General features: G+C 65.3%; 17 protein-coding genes. 7 read left to right on the plus strand and 10 right to left on the minus strand.

The window, feature by feature from the left end:
- Positions 1–27: 27 nt before the first annotated feature.
- Positions 28–663, plus strand: a complete 636-nt coding sequence (locus tag VGL01_RS18200; protein WP_331571759.1) for a Maf family protein — start codon at positions 28–30, stop codon at positions 661–663.
- Positions 664–681: 18 nt separating this feature from the next.
- The gene (gene rng / locus VGL01_RS18205; protein ID WP_331571760.1) at positions 682–2,145 is read left to right on the plus strand and encodes a ribonuclease G; all 1,464 of its coding nucleotides are present in this window, start codon (positions 682–684) and stop codon (positions 2,143–2,145) included.
- Between the two features lie 26 nt (positions 2,146–2,171).
- Here rng and VGL01_RS18210 read toward each other — a convergent pair whose 3' ends face one another.
- Positions 2,172–2,402, minus strand: coding sequence for a hypothetical protein (locus VGL01_RS18210; RefSeq protein WP_331571761.1), 231 nt, complete (start codon positions 2,400–2,402; stop codon positions 2,172–2,174).
- A 158-nt stretch (positions 2,403–2,560) separates the two neighbouring features.
- Between VGL01_RS18210 and VGL01_RS18215 the strand changes: the two genes are divergently transcribed.
- A complete protein-coding gene (locus VGL01_RS18215) occupies positions 2,561–2,719 on the plus strand; it encodes a hypothetical protein (RefSeq protein WP_331571762.1) in 159 nt (52 codons plus the stop codon).
- A gap of 81 nt (positions 2,720–2,800) precedes the next feature.
- On the plus strand, positions 2,801–3,127 hold the full coding sequence (locus VGL01_RS18220) for a hypothetical protein (RefSeq protein ID WP_331571763.1): 327 nt from the start codon (positions 2,801–2,803) through the stop codon (positions 3,125–3,127).
- A 47-nt stretch (positions 3,128–3,174) separates the two neighbouring features.
- On the opposite strand, the gene msbA is transcribed toward VGL01_RS18220, so the two are convergent.
- Complete coding sequence (msbA, locus tag VGL01_RS18225) at positions 3,175–4,956, minus strand: lipid A export permease/ATP-binding protein MsbA (RefSeq protein WP_331571765.1); 1,782 nt, start codon at positions 4,954–4,956, stop codon at positions 3,175–3,177.
- A 191-nt stretch (positions 4,957–5,147) separates the two neighbouring features.
- Between msbA and VGL01_RS18230 the strand changes: the two genes are divergently transcribed.
- Positions 5,148–5,942 (plus strand): glycosyltransferase family 2 protein, encoded by a 795-nt coding sequence (locus VGL01_RS18230; protein WP_331571767.1) that lies wholly within the window; start codon positions 5,148–5,150, stop codon positions 5,940–5,942.
- Positions 5,943–5,986: 44 nt separating this feature from the next.
- Here VGL01_RS18230 and VGL01_RS18235 read toward each other — a convergent pair whose 3' ends face one another.
- From VGL01_RS18235 to dnaE, 7 genes are all read right to left on the minus strand, one after another.
- A complete protein-coding gene (locus VGL01_RS18235) occupies positions 5,987–7,162 on the minus strand; it encodes a glycosyltransferase family 9 protein (RefSeq protein WP_331571769.1) in 1,176 nt (391 codons plus the stop codon).
- A 25-nt stretch (positions 7,163–7,187) separates the two neighbouring features.
- Positions 7,188–8,477 (minus strand): glycosyltransferase, encoded by a 1,290-nt coding sequence (locus VGL01_RS18240; protein WP_331571771.1) that lies wholly within the window; start codon positions 8,475–8,477, stop codon positions 7,188–7,190.
- Positions 8,464–9,720, minus strand: coding sequence for an O-antigen ligase family protein (locus VGL01_RS18245; RefSeq protein ID WP_331571773.1), 1,257 nt, complete (start codon positions 9,718–9,720; stop codon positions 8,464–8,466). Before VGL01_RS18245 ends, VGL01_RS18240 begins: the two co-directional genes overlap by 14 nt.
- The gene (locus tag VGL01_RS18250) at positions 9,717–10,844 is read right to left on the minus strand and encodes a glycosyltransferase family 9 protein (protein ID WP_331571775.1); all 1,128 of its coding nucleotides are present in this window, start codon (positions 10,842–10,844) and stop codon (positions 9,717–9,719) included. Before VGL01_RS18250 ends, VGL01_RS18245 begins: the two co-directional genes overlap by 4 nt.
- A 282-nt stretch (positions 10,845–11,126) precedes the next feature.
- Complete coding sequence (gene waaC / locus VGL01_RS18255; protein WP_331571778.1) at positions 11,127–12,140, minus strand: lipopolysaccharide heptosyltransferase I; 1,014 nt, start codon at positions 12,138–12,140, stop codon at positions 11,127–11,129.
- Positions 12,141–12,295: 155 nt separating this feature from the next.
- Positions 12,296–13,414 carry a glycosyltransferase family 4 protein gene (locus VGL01_RS18260; RefSeq protein WP_331571860.1) on the minus strand — a complete coding sequence of 373 codons (1,119 nt, stop codon included), beginning with the start codon at positions 13,412–13,414 and terminating at the stop codon, positions 12,296–12,298.
- Between the two features lie 37 nt (positions 13,415–13,451).
- The gene (dnaE, locus tag VGL01_RS18265; RefSeq protein ID WP_331571862.1) at positions 13,452–17,012 is read right to left on the minus strand and encodes a DNA polymerase III subunit alpha; all 3,561 of its coding nucleotides are present in this window, start codon (positions 17,010–17,012) and stop codon (positions 13,452–13,454) included.
- 217 nt (positions 17,013–17,229) lie between these two features.
- Here dnaE and VGL01_RS18270 point away from each other — a divergent pair, with 217 nt between their 5' ends.
- Positions 17,230–18,093: a sulfurtransferase gene (locus tag VGL01_RS18270; protein ID WP_331571780.1), complete on the plus strand. Its 864-nt coding sequence runs from the start codon at positions 17,230–17,232 to the stop codon at positions 18,091–18,093.
- An 11-nt stretch (positions 18,094–18,104) separates the two neighbouring features.
- Positions 18,105–19,055 (plus strand): tRNA glutamyl-Q(34) synthetase GluQRS, encoded by a 951-nt coding sequence (gene gluQRS, locus VGL01_RS18275; RefSeq protein WP_331571782.1) that lies wholly within the window; start codon positions 18,105–18,107, stop codon positions 19,053–19,055.
- A gap of 17 nt (positions 19,056–19,072) precedes the next feature.
- Here the strand turns inward: gluQRS and VGL01_RS18280 are convergent, their stop codons facing one another.
- Positions 19,073–20,521: a DEAD/DEAH box helicase gene (locus VGL01_RS18280; RefSeq protein ID WP_331571784.1), complete on the minus strand. Its 1,449-nt coding sequence runs from the start codon at positions 20,519–20,521 to the stop codon at positions 19,073–19,075.
- Positions 20,522–20,591 lie beyond the last annotated feature (70 nt).

Raw genomic sequence — 20,591 nt, forward strand, 5'->3', positions numbered from 1 at the left:
CGGGCCGGCGCATCACGAGAACGACAAATGCCTCCATCGACGTCCGGCTCTTCGCTGTACCCCTCCATCTACCTCGCTTCGCAAAGTCCGCGCCGACAGGAACTGCTCGGTCAGCTCGGCGTGCGCTTCGAGCTCTTGTTGCCCCGGCCCGACGAAGACGCCGAAGCGCTCGAAGCCGAACGCGAAGGCGAGTCGGCCGAACAATATGTGCGCCGCGTGACCGTCGCGAAAGCCGAAGCGGCCCACGCGCGCCGCGTCGCCGGCGCCCATCGCGCCGCGCCCATCCTCGTGGCCGACACCACCGTGGCCGTCGACGGCACGATCCTCGGCAAGCCTACCGACGTCGAGCATGCGGTGACGATGCTCACGCGGCTCGCCGGACGCGATCACGAGGTGTTGACTGCGATTGCGGTCGTGGACGGTACCGGTGAGTTGCTGTCCCCCGCGCTTTCGCGCTCGGTCGTGCGTTTCGCCTCGGCCACCCTCGATGCGCTACGCCGATACGCGCGTACAGGCGAGCCGCTCGGCAAGGCCGGCGCGTACGGCATTCAAGGCCGCGCAGCCGAGTTCATCGAACATATCGACGGATCCTATTCGGGTATCATGGGTCTGCCCCTTTTTGAGACAGCTGCGTTGCTGCGCGCGGCTCGTGTCGACTTCTAAGGCGTCCGAAGGCTTCCGATGAACGAAGAGATTCTGATCAATGTCACTCCGCAGGAAACGCGCGTCGCGCTGGTCCAGCAAGGCGCCGTGCAGGAACTTCACGTCGAGCGCACGGCATCGCGCGGGCGCGTGGGGAACGTTTATCTCGGTAAGGTCGTGCGGGTGTTGCCGGGGATGCAATCCGCGTTCATCGATATCGGTCTCGAACGCGCGGCGTTCCTGCATGTCGCGGATATCTGGCAGCCGCGCGCCGCGGGCGAACATGCGGGGCCGGTGCAGCCGATAGAAAAGACGGTGTTCGAGGGGCAGACGCTGATGGTTCAGGTGATCAAGGACCCGATCGGCACGAAGGGGGCACGCCTGTCGACGCAAGTCAGCATCGCGGGCCGCACGCTCGTCTATCTGCCGCAGGAGCCGCATATCGGCATTTCGCAGAAGATCGAAGACGAAGCGGAGCGCGAGGCCATTCGCGCGCGCTTGACCGCGGTCCTGCCCGCCGACGAAAAAGGCGGCTATATCGTGCGCACGATCGCCGAAGATGCCACGGGCGAAGAGCTGGCGGGCGACGTAGCCTATCTGCGCAAGACCTGGGCCACGATCGTGGCTCAGGCCCAACGCCTGCCGCCCACGAGTCTGCTCTATCAGGACCTCAATCTCGCACAGCGCGTATTACGCGATTTCGTCAACGACGAGACGACGCGGATTCAAGTCGATTCGCGCGAGACTTATCAAATGCTCGTGGAATTCGCGGCCGAATTCACGCCGGCCGTCAGTGCGAAGCTCAACCACTATATCGGCGAGCGGCCTTTGTTCGATCTTTATAACGTCGAAACGGAAATTCAACGGGCGCTGTCGCGGCGCGTCGATCTGAAGTCCGGCGGCTACCTGATGATCGATCAGACCGAAGCGATGACGACCATCGACGTCAATACCGGCGGCTATGTCGGCGCGCGCAATTTCGACGATACGATCTTCAAGACCAATCTCGAAGCCGCGCACACGATCGCGCGGCAACTGCGGCTGCGCAATCTCGGCGGCATCATCATCATCGACTTCATCGACATGGAAAACGCCGAACACCGCGATGCCGTGCTCGGCGAGTTGAAGAAGGCGCTGTCGCGCGACCGCACGCGTTCGACCGTCAACGGCTTTTCGCAGCTCGGGCTCGTCGAGATGACGCGCAAGCGCACGCGCGAATCGCTCGCGCACGTGTTGTGCGAACCGTGCCCCGTTTGTCAGGGCAAGGGACAAGTCAAGACAGCGCGCACCGTCTGCTACGACGTGCTGCGTGAAATTTTGCGCGAGTCCCGCCAGTTCAATCCGCGCGAGTTCCGCGTCATCGCCTCACAGCAAGTCATCGATCTTTTTCTCGATGAGGAATCGCAACATCTCGCGATGCTGATCGATTTCATCGGCAAACCTGTGTCGCTGCAGGTCGAGTCGAACTTGAGCCAGGAACAGTACGACATCGTGCTGATGTAGCGCTGGCGCAATTGCCCGCTTGCGGCTCAACGGCGCCCGTGCCCCCCGCCGTGGTGATGATGGTGGCCCCCGCCGCCGAACACCCCGACGATGCCGACCGACGGTCCAGCGTAATAGCCGGGTGCGTAGTAGCCCGGCGCGTAGTACTCCGGTGCGTAGCCATACCCCGGATCGTAGCCGTAGTAGGCCGGGCCCGGATCGACCACGCAACCGGCCAGCCCGGCGGCGAGCAAGACGGCAACGATTGATCTGACCATGATATGTCCCCTTCGTACAGCTTAGAGCGCGTCGTTGCGCATAGCGTTCGAGAGGACTTGTGTCATCCCGTTACAGACGTAACGCGGCCAGTCCCTCAGCCCCCCCTTCGCAAATCACCTAGAATTGACTGACGCAGGTGAGTCATCGGGAGGTCCTCATGGCCCAATCGATCGAAAGCATCGTGACCGGCCTCGTCTTGCTGATTGCCGCCGTCGTCATCGTCGCGTCGCACTATCAACGCGAGCACCGGCGTGAACGATGGCTCGGCCGCACGAGCGGTCATCGCCTTTGGGACAGGGTCTGGCGTCGGCACTGAGACCCGCGCGGCAACGCAACATTTGCGGCCGGCGCGGCAACCGCGCTGTCGCCCGACCGCTCCTTGCAGGGAGACGGTGCCATGTCTGATGAAACCCTCGCGTGGCGGATGACCGAATACGAAGGCTTCGAAATCCATGTCGCCACGCCAGTGAAGGAACCGGAAGCTGCGTCGGCCGCCGGCCGGTCATCCGTGGCCTCGTCACCGTATACGTACATCGGTTATGTCTGCCATCCAGGCGCCGATCCGAAATTACCCGGTCACGTCGTTCCGTTTCATGCCGATGGCGAGGAAGCCTTCGAGAGCGAAGCCGCCGCGTGGGAAGAGGCGGTGCACATCGGGCGCAGCATCGTCGACGGCACCCATCCCGACCTCACCGTCTTACCGCTCGTGACCGGTGGTGTCTGAGCGTGGGCGGGAGGGTGCGAGCGTTTCGAGCAAGCGGTAATACCCGCTCAGGCGGCCTGCTGCTGGTACTGGATGCGATGCAGATGGGCGTACAGGCCATCGCGTCGCAGCAGATCGGCATGGCTGCCCTCTTCCGCGATGCGGCCCGCTTCCATGACGAGAATGCGATCGGCCCGCTCGATGGTCGAAAGCCGGTGCGCGATCACGAGCGTCGTACGGCCTTCCATCAGCGTCTCCAGTGCAGCCTGCACATGGCGCTCGGACTCGGAATCGAGCGCCGAGGTCGCTTCGTCGAGAATCAGGATCGGCGCATCTTTGTAGATCGCCCGCGCAATCGCGAGACGCTGCCGCTGTCCGCCCGAAAGCCGCATGCCATTGCCGCCGATGACCGTATCGATGCCGTTCGGCATGGCCGCGACGGCATCCGCCAGGTTGGCCGCCCGCAGCGCCGCGTCGACGCGCTCGCGATCGGGCGTCTGGCCGTACGCGACGTTGGCGGCGATGGTGTCGTTGAACAGCACGACGTCCTGGCTCACCATCGCCATCTGAGCGCGCAAGGCGTGAATGTCGTATTCGGCAATCGGCACACCGTCGACGAGAATCGTTCCGTCCGTGGGATCGAAAAAGCGCGGCAGCAGGTTGACGAGCGTCGTCTTGCCGCTGCCCGACGGCCCGGCGAGGGCCACCATCTCGCCCGGCGCCACTTTGATCGAGACGTTTTTAAGAATCGGCTGATCGGTGGTGCCATAGGAGAACGACACGTCGCGGAACTCGATCTCGCCGCGCGAGCTCGGCAGCTCGCGGGTTCCGCCGTGGGGCTCGGCCGGCTCGTCGATGAGGCCGAAGATCAGCTCGGCTGCGGTCATACCACGCTGTAGCGGCTGATTGACGTCGATCAGATGCTTGAGCGGCGAAATGACGAGCAGCATGGAAGTGACGAATGCGACGAAGCCGCCCACCGTCGTCTGGTCGTTCGCCGATTGCAGGACCGCGATCGTAATGACGATGGCGAGTGCGATCGACGCGAGGAACTGCGTGAGCGGCTGCGCGAGACCGCCCGAGACGGTCATTCGCATGGCATAGCCCCTCAGGCGCCTGCTCATTTCGGTGAAACGATCGATTTCGTACGGCTCGCCGTTGTGGACCTTGACGACTTTATAGCCGCCCACCGTCTCTTCGACGATATAGGACAGCTCGTTGGTGAGCGTTTGCTGCTCGCGTCCGAGACGGCGCAAACGCCGGTTGATCTTGCTGACGATCCAGCCGATGCCGGGCAGGATCACCGCCACGATGAGCGTGAGCCGCCAGTTCAGATAAAAGAGGTAGCCGAGCAGGAAGACGACCGTCAGCGTATCGCGCACTAGCGTCACCATCACGCCGGTCAGCACGCTCAGGATCTGATTGACCTCGAATACGATCGCGTTGATGACGGTGCTTGCCGTCTCCCGCTGAAAGAACGATGCACTCGTATGGATCATCCGCTCGAACATCGTGAGCCGCAGTTGCAGCAAGATGCGGTTCGATACATACGAGAGCAGATACCCGGACGCATATTGCGATACGCCGCGCACGAGCGCGAGCCCGATGACGGCCAGGGGCACGAGCCATTTCGCGCTCACACTCGCCTTCGCGCCGAAACCGTGGTCGAGCAGCGGCTTGAGCAGCGCGGGGATGCCCGCGTCGGTCGCGGAACTCACGCCCATCGTGACGACCGCCAGCAGCACGACCCACACGTTCGGTTTGATGTACGGCCAAAGCCGTTTGAGCACGGATGCGGGCGACGTTCCACTCTCGCCTATCGCCTTGCGCAGGGTATTTTCGGTTTCCAACTGATTCCTTCGCCCGTTCCTTCGTTGCCGTGCCCGTATGCGCGCGAGAGCGCGTGCCGCCTTCAAAACCGGTGCATTATAGCTGCCCGGCCACCGGCGCGCGGCCGCGGGCCACCGACGCCCCGAAGCACGCGGGACGTCCGAGGCACACTCCGGCCTGTATACTCCGCTCACTTTCCACGACGCGACCCATGCCCGCCGTGTCCGCCACGAACCCGCCCCCTGCCCGTCCGACGCTCGGCGTCGCCATCATCGCGCTCAACAGTGAGGCGCATCTAGCGCAATGCCTCGATGCGGTGGCATTCGCCGACGACATCGTCGTCGTCGACGGCGGCAGTCGCGACGCCACGGTCGCCATCGCGCGAGCACGCTGCGCGCGCGTGCTCGTCGAGACCGACTGGCCCGGCTTCGGGCCGCAGAAAAACCGCGCTGTCGCAGCGCTCGACACCGACTGGGTGCTGTCGATCGATACCGACGAGATCGTGTCGCCCGAGTTGGCCCGCTCGATCGACGAAGCGCTTCGCGCGCCACGCGCGAGCGTCTACGCGGTGGATCGGCTCTCGAGCTTTTGCGGCGACTGGATCCGCCACAGCGGCTGGTATCCGGACTGGATACCGCGCTTGTTCAGACGCGACGCCGCGCGCTTTTCCGACGATCTCGTTCATGAGCGCCTCGTCTTCGATGGGCCGGCCGAACGCCTCGAAGGCAAGCTGCTGCATTACTCGTACGAGGACTTCGAGACGGTGCTGCGCAAGCTCGATGCCTACTCGAGCGCGGGAGCGCGTCAGCGTTTCGCCGCCGGCGAGCGCGGAGGGCTGGGCGTGGCGCTCGCGCGCGGACTATGGGCTTTCGTGCGCACGTATGTGCTGCGCCGCGGCTTCAGCGACGGGCGCGCGGGCTTCATGATCGCGGTGTTCAACGCGCAGACGGTCTATTACCGGTTCGTCAAACTCGCCTGGCTGGCGCGGCAAAACGAGCGGCGCTGAGCATGCAACCGCATGCCCACTGGCACGCGAGTCCAACGCGCAGTTCAGCCGCGTTCGACCGGGAGGCGAACGAGCGGCTGTGTGTCGCCGGCGGCTGACGCCGTTGGAAGACCGAGCATGACCTTCGCCGCATCGATCACCCGCTTCGCGTCGAGTTCGGTCAGACACCGGCTCTCGCTCGCGAGGTGCCGCTCGCACCCTTCCGCCTTGCAGGGCACACAATCTCCCTCGCCTTGCAGCAGGAACACGTTGCCGCGGCGGCCCGACCCGCGCAGCGGCCAGGGTTCGTTGCCGGCAGGCCAGTCGCGCGGCCATGGGCCCCAGCGACAAGGATTCGACGGCCCGAACAGCGCCACCGTCGGTGTACCGCACGCGGCGGCGATATGCGTGACACCGGTGTCCGGCCCAACGAAAAGTACGGCGCGCCGGATCATCTCGGCGGTCTCGCCAAGGCTCAATTGACCGACGAAGTTCATGACCGGCTCGCTTGCCGACTCGGCAATGCGTCGCGCGTACTCGAGCTCGGCGGACGCCGGCCCGCCGCTCAGCGCAACGACAAAGCCTTGGGCGCGCAGCCAGTCGATCAGTTGCAACCATCCTTGCGCATGCCACTGCTTGTAGGCAAACATCGGATAGGGGTGGACGACGACAAGCGGCCGCGGCGGCGTGCCACGGCCTGCCGCGAGCCGGGCGTCGAATGCGGCCCGGCGCGTGGGATCGTCGCCGATCCCCGGAGCCACCACCTCGCCCACCGGGGCAACGCCCAGAACCGGCGCGAGGGCGAGATAGCTCGTCACCGTGTGAACGCGCCGATGCTCGTCCGGCGCCAGACGATGCAACAAAAACCGGGTCGCGCGTTTTGGACGATCGGGATCGAAGAGTCCGACACGCCACCGCCCGGCTGCCCAGGCATAGAAACGGCAACGGCTCGAGGCGAGCGTGGCGCAGGCGATATCGTAGCGGCGCCAAAGACGCGCCGCGCTCGCGAGCCGCTCGCGCCACGACGCGCGGCGCTCAACCGTGACCGCATTTCTGAGGTCGGGATTGTGCTCGAGCACACCCTCGGTACCGCGATAGACGATCATGTCGATCTCGGCGTCCGGCCACTGCCGCTTGATCGATCGCACCAACGCAGTGGCGAGCAAAACGTCGCCGATGCGCTGGGTGCACACGACGGCGACCGTGCGCGGAGGATTGGAAGGGGCAGCGGACTCGTTCACGATGCGAAGAATAAATTACGCCGGTTCAATCGGCGATTGCGGCCGAACTGCGGCCCGATGCATCGAAGATACCCGGACAGAATCGCTGTGCGAGCACGAGCATGCGCGCATTCGCGCTCGTTGGAGAAAATGTCCGGACCTTGTCTTGCGCGCGCCGCCTCACGGTATCGCGCAACTGCCCATCGACACTCAAGCGGATCATCGCCTCGCACATGCCGTCCGCGTCGCCGGGCTTCACCAGCAGCCCGGCTTCGCCGCCTTCGAGCAAATCGCGCGGCCCCGTCGGGCAATCGGCCGAGATGACCGGGGTGCCGAGCGCCATGGCCTCGCCGAGAACCATGCCGAAGCCTTCATACCGGCTGCTCAGCACCAGCATCTCCGCTGCGCGAATGTAAGGGAATGGGTTACTGCAAAAACCGAGAAAGCGAACCGCATCATGAATGCCGAGCTCCTTCGCCAATGCCTCGAGCGATGCACGGTCAGGGCCTTCGCCGATCAGCAGCAGTTGGCCGATCCCGGGCAGGCGCTCACGCGCTTTCGCGTATGCACACAACAGCGTCCGATGATCCTTTTGCCCTTCGTCGAGGCGCGCAACCGATACGATAAACGGCGAGTCCGGCTTGGGCACGGGCTCCTCGGCGCGCCGACGGATCGAGTCGATCTGAATCACGTTCGGCAGTTCCTCTGCACGCGCCTCGGTGCCGAGAAACAGGCCACGCGCTTCCCTCAACATATCCGGCGTGAGAACCGCCACGGCGGCATAACGCTCGAATTGCCGGATACGCCGGGTCCGGTGGCCCACCGACTTGTTGCCGAGTCGGGCGGCAAAGCTGTAATGACTGACGCCGATCCACGGTACACCCGCGCGTCCGGCAATGCGCCGCAACGAAAGGTCGAAATCGCAAACGATGTCATGCCGGCTCGCGATCTGCAGGAAACGCCTCGCCACCAGGGGGCGAATCGCGGCATGCGTACTGAGCTTATGCACGAGCTTCTCGAATTTGCCGAGCTTGCGATGCCGCTGCGCCTGGTGCAATACATGGCTCCAGCGCGACCGCGCGAGGACATGCACCTCCACGTCCGGGGGCAACGAATGCCCGCGCCAGAAATCGAGGTCGTCAGTCGGGTACGCCACCGACACCGCCGGGACGAAGCATCGCCTGTCCAATGCATTGATCCATGCGAGGAGCGCCGTCTCGGTGCCTCCCCGCCCGAAATCGTTGATATGGAAGAGAATGCGTACCGGACGCACGGGGCGGGCCGCATCGCCGAGCGCGTCGCTCCCCCCGGATGCGCCGGCGCTAGTTCGGTTCATGGCGTCCGCGTTCGCCTGCGCCCAACAACAGACCAGCGAACGCCCAGAAAGCAAGCATCGTCGTCTTCCACATGAAGTCGTCGGTGAAATTCTTCGTCACCATGCCAACGACGAGCGCGATACCAGCCGCCGCGATATACGGGTCGGCTCGCCGCAGCCGCCAGTAGCGCAGCATCAGCGCCACGAGCAGCACACTTTGCAGCACGACCCCGATCACCCCGGTCTGCAGCCAGGTATTCAGGAACAGATTGTGGGCATGCGTGGGAGCCTGGGGCTCGAGCGCGAGCAGCTCGGGAGGCATGTCGGAACGCAGCGCCAGGCCCGGCAACGGTTTGCCGAATCCTACACCGAGCCAGGCATGATGAAGCGCCTCGCGGCCGTAAAAGGCCCAGAGCTTGGGCCGCGTATCGGAGCGCACCGCATCGTCGAACGCCACGAGCGAGGGCGGCACCTCGTGCGGCTGCCCGGTCGCACCGGATGGACTCGATGCTGCTGCCGCTGCCTGCTCGCCAAAGCGCAACGCGCCACCGTAGATCGCCAGCATCCCGCCAATTGCGGACAAGGCTACCAAAACGGCCAGCGCGTATTTGAGACGTCGCCGATAAAGCGGAAAGGCCGCGACGAAAAGCGTCGCCGCAACAGCCGGCCAAAAAAACCGATTCAACGTGGCAAAACCGATAAACACACACAATGCCACGCCCACCAGTCCGAAGGGCCGGGTGCGCTCGCCCATCATGAGCCCGGCGAACAACGGAATCGCAAAAATCGCGAGCGTGCTCGTATGGCCGACGCGCGCGTAGAAATGCAGCGGGAAAGTCTCGGGCGTGGGAGGCTGTAAATGCCCGAGATAGACAGCGCTGATCGCCGCCAGCAGCAGGCAGGCGGCCCAGCATGCCCACGCTGCCCAGACGGGCCGGCCCACGCGTTGCGCGAACAACCAAAAGCCCCAAAACGTGACGAGCGGATACACAACCTCATCGAACCATGCGTGCCGGCTCAAAGCCGGATAGGCGGACCACGCGACAGCCGCAAGGCTCCATGCCGCCCATAAGCCGATCGGCACGGCGAGCGGCCACCGAGCCAACGATCGAGGCGCCGACCAGGCAGCGACGACCACGCCCAGCCCGGTCAGCGCGAGGCCCGTATTGATGACCCCCGTCATATGGCCGAACATCGCCGCGAACGCAATGAGCGGACAAGAAATCGACAGCGAGCGGACAAGCGCCGCGCGGACGTTCGTCATGCTGCCTCCAGCGCGGCTTTCAATGCCTCGTTCACCGCGTCGACGCTGAGCCGTCCCATGCAGCCCGCGTGGTCGCCGCGCCAATCGAGGCAAGTCGTCGTATCGCGGTCGCAGCGGCGCACCCAGGCGAGCTCGCGGCGAAAGATACCGGGCTGATTGCGGCACGGCATGTCCTCGATCGTCACCGGCACGAACGGCACAGCGCTCCAATAACGTCCGGCTCCGTGAATCTGTGCGTTGCCAGGACCGAAAAGCGTGACGGCCGGCGTGCCGATCAGGCGGGCGAGATGCGCCGTTCCCGTGTCCGGGCAAACGAGCGCCCTGGCCCCGGCAAATAAATGCCAGAGATCGGCCAGGCCGAGACGCCCTGCGAAATTCAGCCGGGACGAATCGGGATCGATTTGCCGGACGAGTTCGGCTTCGCTCGCACCTCCGCTCCAGACGACACGATAGCCGAGCGCTTCGATGCGCGACGCGAGTTCCCGCCAGCGCTCGATCGGCCACCGCTTGACCGCCGTACTGGCCCCGGGGTGCAGCACGACATAGGGCGTATGCGGCCGCAATGAATCGTCGAATATCACGGGCGCCGGCGCAGGCCAGAATTCGGGGCGGTAAAGGGGCGGAGCCTCGCCTGGCACGAGATCGGCCGCGAGATCGGCCCACGCGGCCGGTCGCTCCGGATACGCGATCAGTTCGTCGACGGGCCAGTTCTTCCACGCCGGTCTGTCGCCGGCATGCGCGACGATCCAGCGGCAACGCGCACCGTAGGCGAGCCAGCTATGACGATTGTCCCCGGTGACGATGCCGAGATCGTAGGGGCCCGAGCGCAATACGTGACGGACGGTACGAGGATCGCGCGGATCGAACGGCAGAGCATCGATGCCGAACGGGCGGCCAGCGTAGAGCGGCACGATCGCTTTCGGACAAGCGAGCACGATTTGCGCGTCCGGATAAAGACCGCGCAGCTTCGCGAGCAACGGCGTGAGCAAAAGGGTATCGCCGAGCAAGAGATGATGCGCAATCAAGATTCGGCGAGGCCGCAGGCACTTGCGGCGAAAAGGCTTGAGCACGAGCCGCGGCAATGCACGCGCAAAGATCTGAATACGTCCTAACAGTCGACTCATTGGCTAACTAATCCCGCCCCGCCATTTGTTGTGTAGTCCTCGAGGCGAGACACACCGTCGCACCGCAACCAGCGGTCCGTACTGTCGCGGCGGCGTCACTCCTTTATGGGATACGCTCGATGCTCGGGACCCGGCATGGCCGCCGGCGGCCCCGTTCGGAAGCTTGCCAGTATACCGTACGCCGATGGGCCGGATCCCGCCTGACCGAGCGCGAATTGCCCAACGCACGGTGCGCAACCGCCGCCGTCCGGCCTCGGCCAGACGGCGTAACGCTGCACGCGATCAGACCTCGATGCTCGAGGCGGCGGTGCGCGGCGCTTGTGCGGTGGCGGCCGGCCGCCATACGGAAGCGACGGCGTCGGCGACTGCGCCGACGGAAGGCACGTCGCCCTCATCTCCGACCGATACCGCGGTACCGGGTAGGCTGACACCGAAATGGCGGCGCGACGTCGCCGTAAAGATCATGACCGTAGGCTGACGGAGCGCGGCGGCAAGGTGCACGAAGCCCGTATCGGTGCCGACGATGAGCGACGCGAGTTCGATGTGCTGCGCGATTTCGAGCACCGACAGTCGCGGCAGCACGAGCGCATCGGGGATGCCCTCCGCAATGGCGAGGGCTTCGGCATGTTCGGCCTGCGAGCCCCAGGGGAGCAGAGCCCGAAGACCCTGGGCCCGTAATTGGGTCCCGAGCCGCTGCCAGTGTTCAAGCGGCCACTTCTTGTCATCGCACGAGGTCGCGTGGAAAAGGATCGCGAATGCCCCATGCCGGGCGGCAGCGGGAATCGCGGCGGGAGCCGGTATCTTCAGGCCGAACCGAGGCGGCGTATCGATCGAATAGCCGAAAGCCTGCCCGACGCTCTCGCGCAAGCCTTCCCACGCGTTGCGCTCGGCAGGCCGAGCGAATCGCCTTGAATAAGCGAACGCCGCACCTTTTTCGCCCAGGTCCGCCGACCGGTAGCCGTACCGTGCGCGAGCTCGGGCGAGAAACGCAATGATGGCGCTCTTGTAGACGCCGTGCACGTCGATGACCGCGTCGTACCGGACGCGCCGCAATTCCGCGATCGATGCGGCAATGCGCTTGAAGTCGGTCAAACCGCGCTGCGACTTGAAACGACGCAAAGGCGCGCACAGCACACGATCGATCCCCGGATTCCATCGCAAAACCTCCGCGAACGCGGCGTCGGCGGCCCAGTCGATGCTCACCCCCGGAAAGTTGCGGCGTAAATCGTCCACGAGCGGCTGCGCGTGCACGATGTCGCCGAGCGATGTGACCTTCACGATGAGAACGCGATCCATGGCGCCTTCCGGTGGTTTGGGATTGACGGAGCGGATCCGGCCCGCTAAATGAGCGCATGCTCTGCTCTGCTCGCGCATCGTGCCGCCATGCGCGCAACCGCAAAAGTATACTGGATCGGCGAAACGGCGCGCGCAGGCGCCCTATAAGCAGGCCACTAAGCCGATCGCCGGTGAGCAGCCGCCGTGCGCGTCGCCGGTTGGCGGCGCCGCGCCTCGATCTGCCATGCCAGTCCGAGCAGCGCATCGACATGGGCGGCCACATCGGGGTCGTAGGCCAGGGCGGCTCGGCCACCCGCCGTCCAGGCACGCTGCGGGCCCGTGCGAGCGACACGGGTCGCGCGCTCGAGCACCGCATGCAAGTCCGCGGCATCGTCCGGTGCGAAGACGAACCGCTGCTCCGGCGCAATGGCATCGCAGCAACCGATGTTCCCCGCGACAATCGCGGGCGTGCCGCACATCGCCGATTCGATGGCGACGAGGCCGAACGGCTCGTACTTCGAAGCAAGAATGGTGAAATCCGCGGCCCGGTAACCGTCTTCCAGGTCCTTGAGGTAGCCAATGTAGCGGATCCGCTCGCTCGTGCGCTCGGGCGGCCGTCCGGCCACCGCGACCACGACCGGCAGCCGCGTTTGCCGCACGACCGTCTCGATGAGCGGCAAGCCTTTACGCGCGTGGGAGCTCGAAGCGAACAGCAGAACGACCTCATCGTCGGCAAAGCCGAAGCGCCGACGTAGCGTACGACGCGCGTCCATGTCGACGGCGTGAAACCGGGCTGCATCGACGGGCGGGTAGACGAGGCGGATCTTGTCGTCGGGCAAGCCATAAAGCGAACGCAGCTCGTCTCGCATCAGCTCGGAGTGAGCAACCACGATTTCGGCGTTGGCGTATTGCCGTGCTTCGAGCGAGATCTGCCAATGATCCGCGCGCGTGGGCTCGCGGCCCATCGCGCGCAAAAAGCCGCGGTGCGTGCCTCCGCAAACGGCGATGTCGGACGAATCCACGCGATTGCAGCCAATCAGCACGTCCACGCCCGCCGCACGCTTGGCACTGCGCAGCCTCCAGGAAAACCAGTGGTCGCGCAGTTTTCCCGGTAGCCACGAAACGCCGATCCTATGGGGCTCGACGAGCGCGAATTCGGGCAACCCCGTATCGAAACGGCGCGCGAAAAAATCGGGCTCGATGCCGCGTGCTGCCAGGCCACGAGCCAAATCCATCGCATAGCGCTCGAACCCGCCTCCATGTTTGAGCGCATTGGCGGAAATGCCGATATGGATCGATCGCCCCGCTGCGCCGGATGTCGGAGGGGGCATATCAATAGACGATTTCGACAATGCTCGATGCAAATTCGCTGCGCAGTGCGCTCAGCAGGTCGTCGCTGGGACGCACACGCCACGCGTCGCCAAGCCTCACTTCGCCTTGCGCGTGCGCGTTGCTGTAAGCGATCTGCACGGCAAGTCCGTTCGGCAGCGCCGTCGTACGTGTACGCGCGCCGTCTCCACCGCCGCGCGGCCCGAACCGCCCGGCCGCCGGCGGCGCCGCCGCGGGCGCGCTCGGCTGCGCCTCGGCCGGCGGCGCGCAATGCGCCTCGAGCACGCGCCGCAAGGTCACCGCATCCGCGTTGCCGTTCATGCTGACCTTCACCGCCTGCGCGTAACGACTGCGCGCACGCTCGAGATCCATGACCGAATCCACGGTGAAACGAATGCCGCCCGTGAAGGCATCGTTGCGCGCCTGCCCTTGCACGACGAGCAACTCGTCCTCCTTGAACACGGCCTTGTTCGCCTCGTATTGCTCGTTGAAGACCGTCACTTCGCACTGCCCCGAGCCGTCGTCGATGAGCGCGATCAGCATCTTGCCGCGCTGAGTCATCTGCGTGCGCAGCGAAACGATGATCCCCGCCACGAGCTTGTCGCGCCCTTCCTTGAGCTCGCCGAGCTTTTGACGTACGAACCGGCGCACCTCGCCCTTGTAGGCATCGAAAAGATGGCCCGAGAGGTAAAAGCCGAGCGCCGTCTTTTCTTCCTGCAGCTTGCGCTTTTCGGGCCAGGCCGGCTCGTCGACGAGCTCATGCCCTTGCGAAGGCCCATCGTCCATTTCGAACAGCCCCGCCTGCATCGCGTTGGCGCTCGCCTGATCGGCCGCCTCCATCGCGAGCGGCACCGACGCAATCAGCTGAGCGCGATTCGCGTGCAGCGTGTCGAACGCGCCGGCACGGATGAGCGCTTCCACGGTGCGCCGGTTGACGACGCGCCGGTCGATGCGAGCACAGAAATCGAATAGATCGACGAACGGGCCCGCCTCCCGCGCGCGCAAAATTTCCTCGATCGCATTCTGGCCGCTGCCCTTGACGGCGCCCAGGCCGTAGCGAATCGTGCGGGCGCGCTTGCCATCCGGTTCGGCGACCGGCTCGAAACGGTAGGCCGAGCAATTGATGTCGGGCGGCAGCACGCTCATGCCGTTCGCCTTGCAATCCTCGTAGAGGATCTTCACCTTGTCGGTGTCGTCCATGGCCAAGCTCATGTTGGCTGCCATGAATTCGGCCGGATGATGCGCCTTGAGCCACGCGGTGTAGTAGGCGAGCAGCGCGTATGCAGCGGCGTGCGACTTGTTGAAGCCGTAGCCGGCGAACTTCTCCATCAAGTCGAAGATCTCGTCGGCCTTTGCCCCGCTGAGCCCGTTTTTCGCGGCGCCCTCGCGAAAGAGCTCGCGATGCTTGGCCATCTCCTCGGCCTTTTTCTTGCCCATCGCCCGGCGCAGCAAATCCGCGCCGCCGAGCGAATAGCCACCGATGATCTGGGCCATCTGCATCACCTGCTCCTGATAGACCATGATGCCGTAGGTCTCTTTCAGAACAGGCTCGACGCGCGGATCGGGATACTCCACCGTCTCGCGGCCGTGCTTGCGGGCGCAAAAGCTCGGAATCAGATCCATCGGGCCCGGACGGTACAGCGCCACGAGCGCGATGATGTCCTCGAAGCGATCGGGCTGCGCGTCCTTCAGCATGCCTTGCATGCCGCGGCTTTCCAGCTGGAACACGGCGACCGTATTCGCTTTTTTGAGGATCGAGAACGACGCTTGATCGTCGAGCGGCACTTGCGCGAGCGACCAGTCCGCTTTCGCGGGGTCGAGCCGGCGGATGTAGCGCTCGGCCCAATCCAGGATCGTCAGCGTCGTCAGCCCGAGAAAGTCGAACTTCACGAGGCCGACCGCCTCGACATCGTCCTTGTCGTACTGGCTCACGACACCGCCGTCGTCGCCCTGCGTATAGAGCGGACAGAAATCGGTCAGTTTGCCAGGCGCGATCAGGACGCCGCCCGCGTGCATGCCCACGTTGCGCGTCAGGCCCTCGACGCGCTGCGCGAGATCGAGCAGTTGGCGGACCTCGTCCTCGTTGTCGTAGCGCTCTTGCAGCAGCGGCTCTTCCTTCATCGCGTCGGCGATCGTGACATGCTTGCCCGGCTTGAACGGGATCAGCTTCGCCACGCCGTCCGTGAACGTGTAGCCGAGATCGAGCACGCGGCCGATATCGCGCACGGCGGCCTTCGCCGCCATCGTGCCGAACGTCGCGATTTGCGACACCGCATCCGCGCCGTACTTGCCCTTCACGTACTGAATGACGCGATCGCGTCCTTCCTGGCAAAAGTCGATGTCGAAGTCCGGCATCGACACGCGTTCAGGGTTCAGGAAGCGCTCGAACAGCAGGTTGTAGCGCAGCGGATCGAGGTCGGTGATGCCCAGCGCGTAGGCGACGAGCGAGCCCGCGCCCGAGCCGCGCCCGGGACCCACCGGCACGCCGTTGTTCTTCGCCCAGTTGATGAAGTCCGCGACGATCAGGAAGTAGCCCGGAAAGCCCATCTTGACGATCGTGCCGCACTCGAACTCGAGCCGCTCGAAATAGCTTTCGCGCGCTTCGTTGCGCTTCGCTTCGTCGGGATAGAGTTCGACGAGCCGGCGCTCGAGCCCGTCTTTCGAGAGCTGCACGAGGTACTCGTCGAGCGACATGCCATCGGGGGTCGGAAAAAGCGGCAGCTTCGGCTTGCCGAGCTCGAGCGTGAGGTTGCAGCGCTTCGCGATTTCGACCGTATTCGCGATGGCGGACGGGATATCGGCATAAAGCCGCGCCATCTCGTCCTGAGTCAGAAAATGCTGAGCCGTCGTGAAACGCTTTTGCCGGCGCGGATTCGCCAGCATATCGCCTTCCGAAATACAGACGCGCGCCTCGTGCGCGGTGAAATCGTCCGCCGTCATGAACTGCACGGGATGCGTCGCGACGACGGGCAATTGCAGCGCCGATGCGAGCTCGACCGCTTCGTGCACGTACGTCTCGCCGCCCGGCTGGCCGCAGCGCTGCAGTTCGATGTAAAACGCGTTCGGAAAGCGCTCGGCCCAGTGCATGGCGTGGCGTCGCGCGGCTTCCTTGTTGCCCGCTGCAAGTGCGAGGCCTATGTCGCCCTGCTGAGCACCCGAGAGCGCGATGAGCCCAAGGGCCAGCGGTGTGTCGAACCAGGCGGGATCGACTTCGGCGCGCCCGCGGTATTGATTCGTGAGCCACGCCCGCGTCAGCAGCTCGCAAAGGTTCAGATACCCGCGGCGATCCTTGACGAGCAGCAGCAGGCGCGACGGCTTGTCGCGATCGGCGCTATTGGTGACCCACACGTCGCAGCCGGCGATCGGCTTGATGCCCTTGCCGCGCGCTTCCTTGTAGAAACGGACGAGCCCAAAAGCGTTGGCGAGGTCGGTCAGCGCAAGCGCGCCCTGCCCGTCCTCGGCGGCGGCTTCGACGATGTCGTCGAGGCGCACGATGCCGTCGGCGATCGAGAATTCGGAATGAACGCGGAGATGGACGAAACGTGGATCTGGCATGGGCGGTATTGTACATCCGAGCAGCCCCGGCTTTGCCCGTCCGATTCGCCGCGGTTGGCCCCGGTATGCGCCGAATCGACCGCCTTCGGGCTTCGTGCGCAACGGCTCGCGCGCACGTCCGCGCGCGGGCCGTCGCCCGTTTGCGGGATAATACGCGTTTTCCCAGTTTGTGCGCCCTCGCGCCCGCTGCCATGCGCGCGCGCTCGCCCGAGTCCGCATCGCCATCATGAGCATCGTCAATCTCGCCGCCTACCGGTTCGTCACACTCAACGCCATCCAGGCCTGGCGCCCGCTCGTCGCCGAACGCTGTGCCGCACTCGGTCTGCGCGGCACCATCCTGCTCTCGCCCGAAGGCATCAATTTGTTCGTCGCGGGCACGCGCGAAGCCGCCGATGCCTTCATCGACTACATCCGTCACGACGCCCTGTTCGAGGGCAAATTCTCGTCGCTGGCGTTCAAGGAGAGTCTGTCGCCCGCGCAGCCATTCCGGCGCATGCTCGTCAAGCTCAAGCGCGAAATCATCACGATGAAAAAGCCGGCGATCCAGCCCGAGCTCGGCCGCGCCCCCGCGGTCGACGCGGCGACGCTCAAGCGCTGGCTCGATAGCGGACACGACGATGCGGGCCGGCCCGTCGTCATGCTCGATACGCGCAACGCGTTCGAAGTCGACGTCGGTACGTTCGACGATGCGATCGATTACCGCATCGCGAAGTTCAGCGAGTTCCCGGAAGCCGTGGCCGCGCATCGCGACGCGTTGGCCGACAAGACCGTCGTCTCGTTCTGCACGGGTGGCATTCGCTGCGAGAAGGCTGCCATTCACATGAAGGAGATCGGCCTCGGGCATGTGTACCAGCTCGAAGGCGGCATTCTGAAATACTTCGAGGAAGTCGGCGGCGCCCATTACCACGGCGAATGTTTCGTCTTCGACTATCGGACCGCGGTCGATCCGCGGCTCGAGCCGACGCCGACGACCCAGTGCTTCGGCTGCCGTGCCGTGGTGACGCAAGAAGCGCAGCGTTCGCCGCTTTACGAAGCCGGCAAGTACTGCCCGGCCTGCCACCCGCGGCGCGAGTCGGCGCGGGCTGCCTGAGCCGATCGATCATGACCGCTCAGGCCGGGCAAACCGCTGCGGCCGCCGTCGGCTGCGCTGCGTCGCGAGCCGCCTATCGCGGCCGGTTCGCCCCTTCGCCGACCGGTCCCCTGCACTTCGGCTCGCTCGTGGGCGCACTCGCGAGCTGGCTCGATGCACGCGCACACGGCGGCGCCTGGCTCGTTCGCATCGAGGATATCGACGGCCCGCGCACGGTGCCGGGCGCCGACCGGGAGATCCTCGCGACGCTCGAACGCTTCGGCATGCGGCCCGACGACCCGCCGGTCTGGCAAAGCACGCGCACGCCCCTTTACGCCCGCGCATTCGCGCAGCTCAGCGCGACAGGACTCGTCTATCCGTGCGGCTGCACGCGCAAGGAAATTGCCGATTCGCTGGCAAGCCGCAGCGCGCGCCATGCGACGCTGGCCTACCCTGGCACCTGTCGCGGCGGGCTCGCCGGCAAGCCGGCGCGCGCGTGGCGCGTGCGGGTGCCCGATGGGGCGGCGGCGATCGTTTCGTTCGAGGACCGCTGGCAAGGCGCCCAACAGCAGGATCTCGCCACGGAAGTCGGCGACTTCGTCGTGAAGCGCGCCGATGGACAATGGGCCTACCAACTCGCCGTCATCGTCGACGATGCCGATCAGGGCATTACGCATGTCGTGCGCGGTGCCGACCTGCTCGATTCGACCGCGCGCCAGATCTATCTGCAGCGGTGTCTTGGCCTGCCCGAGCCCGCCTACCTGCACGTACCGCTCGTCACGGACGCGAATGGCGAAAAGCTCAGCAAGCAAACCGGCGCTGCCCCGCTCGATGTCAGCCGGCCGCTGCCCGCGCTGCAAGATGCGGCGCGTCATCTCGATCTCGTACCCGCGAGCGGTAACTGGAACGCGACGACACTCGCGGCGTTTCACGAGGAAGCCACCACGCTCTGGGCTCGGCGTTTCGAAGTGCCGCGGCGATAATAGCCGCCGCGTCGAGCTCAGGAAGAGGAAGAGTTGCGGCGGGGCATGCCGAAGCCGCCCAGCAGCGCGGCGAGCGGCTGCTTGGGTGCCGTCTTCGACGGTATTGCGGGTTCGGCGGCGCGCGCTTCGTCGTGCTGGAGTGCCGATGGCGAAGGCTCGTAGGGTTTGAAAAAGAAATCGTCGACCGGCGCGTGCGAATGCCGGTGCACCGGCCGATCGTGGGCCGGCGCGGCGCGGCGACGGCCGGGGCGATCGTCGCGCTCGCGCCGCGCGCGCTCCTCGCGCGGATGACGGGGAGGCGCGTCGACCGCGAGCGGCTGAATGACGAGCGGACGTTTGATGAGCTTCTCGATATCGGCGAGCTGCTTGCGTTCGTTAGGGCTGCAAAGCGATAGCGCATCGCCCGATGCGCCCGCTCGCCCCGTACGACCGATGCGGTGGACGTAGTCCTCGGCGTTGAACGGCAGATCGAAATTGATGACCGCCGGCAGTTCCACGATATCGAGACCGCGCGCGGCCACATCGGTGGCGACCAGCGCTTCGATCTCGCCGCGCTTGAATGCGTCGAGCGCCTGCATCCGCTCGTTTTGCGATTTATCGCCATGAATCGCGGAGGCCACGACACCATCGCGCTCGAGCTGCCGGGCGAGCCGCCCCGCGCCGATCTTGCTGTTGCAAAACACGATGACCTGCTTGAGTCCGCGCTCGCGAATCAACTGCACGACGGCGCCTTGCTTGTCGCCTTCGGCCACTTCGTAGACGATCTGCGTGACATTGGTCGCCGTCGAGTTGCTGCGAGCGACTTCGATCGTTTGCGGGTTGCGCAGGTAGGTCGCCGCGAGCTTCTTGATCTCGGGCGAAAACGTGGCTGAAAAGAGCAGCGTCTGGCGCTCCTTCGGCAACAAATTCAGGATGCGCTGCAGATCGGGCAGAAACCCCATGTCGAGCATGCGATCCGCTTCGTCGAGCACGAGCATCTGCACCTGGCCGAGGTTGACCGTCTTTTGTTGCACGTGATCGAGCAGGCGCCCGGGCGTGGCGATCAGAATTTCGACGCCGCGCCGCAACTCGGCGGACTGCGGGTTCATGTCGACACCGCCGAACACCACCGCGCTTCTGATCGGCGTGTGCTTGGCGTACGCATGCACGTTGGCGGCAACCTGATCGGCGAGCTCGCGCGTCGGCGTGAGGATCAACGCGCGGACCGGATGCCGCGCGGGCGAGGCACTCGTGCTCGCCTGCGGCAGCAGCCGCTGGATGATCGGCAGCGAGAAACTCGCCGTCTTGCCGGTGCCGGTCTGGGCGGCGCCCATCACGTCGCGGCCGGCGAGGACGACCGGAATCGCCTCCGCCTGAATCGGCGTGGGCGTGGTGTAGCCCTGCTCGACGACCGCTTTGAGGATGTCGGCGGCAAGGCCGAACTGATCAAAGGTCGCGACGGTGGACTGGGCAGCGGGATCTGACATAGTGGCGTTCGCTAAAAGTGCGCCGCGTGGCGCAGGCGTCGGTCGCGCGCGGCAGGCGGCCCATGGGCCA

This window comes from Trinickia sp., assembly GCF_036503415.1.
GTDB lineage: Bacteria > Pseudomonadota > Gammaproteobacteria > Burkholderiales > Burkholderiaceae > Trinickia.

Coding starts and splice junctions, on each gene's coding strand:
- VGL01_RS18200 (WP_331571759.1), top strand. CDS start 28: ATGCCTCCATCGACGTCCGGCTCTTCGCTGTACCCCTCCATCTACCTC.
- rng (WP_331571760.1), top strand. CDS start 682: ATGAACGAAGAGATTCTGATCAATGTCACTCCGCAGGAAACGCGCGTC.
- VGL01_RS18210 (WP_331571761.1), bottom strand. CDS start 2,402: ATGGTCAGATCAATCGTTGCCGTCTTGCTCGCCGCCGGGCTGGCCGGT.
- VGL01_RS18215 (WP_331571762.1), top strand. CDS start 2,561: ATGGCCCAATCGATCGAAAGCATCGTGACCGGCCTCGTCTTGCTGATT.
- VGL01_RS18220 (WP_331571763.1), top strand. CDS start 2,801: ATGTCTGATGAAACCCTCGCGTGGCGGATGACCGAATACGAAGGCTTC.
- VGL01_RS18230 (WP_331571767.1), top strand. CDS start 5,148: ATGCCCGCCGTGTCCGCCACGAACCCGCCCCCTGCCCGTCCGACGCTC.
- VGL01_RS18240 (WP_331571771.1), bottom strand. CDS start 8,477: ATGAACCGAACTAGCGCCGGCGCATCCGGGGGGAGCGACGCGCTCGGC.
- VGL01_RS18245 (WP_331571773.1), bottom strand. CDS start 9,720: ATGACGAACGTCCGCGCGGCGCTTGTCCGCTCGCTGTCGATTTCTTGT.
- VGL01_RS18250 (WP_331571775.1), bottom strand. CDS start 10,844: ATGAGTCGACTGTTAGGACGTATTCAGATCTTTGCGCGTGCATTGCCG.
- waaC (WP_331571778.1), bottom strand. CDS start 12,140: ATGGATCGCGTTCTCATCGTGAAGGTCACATCGCTCGGCGACATCGTG.
- VGL01_RS18270 (WP_331571780.1), top strand. CDS start 17,230: ATGAGCATCGTCAATCTCGCCGCCTACCGGTTCGTCACACTCAACGCC.
- gluQRS (WP_331571782.1), top strand. CDS start 18,105: ATGACCGCTCAGGCCGGGCAAACCGCTGCGGCCGCCGTCGGCTGCGCT.
- VGL01_RS18280 (WP_331571784.1), bottom strand. CDS start 20,521: ATGTCAGATCCCGCTGCCCAGTCCACCGTCGCGACCTTTGATCAGTTC.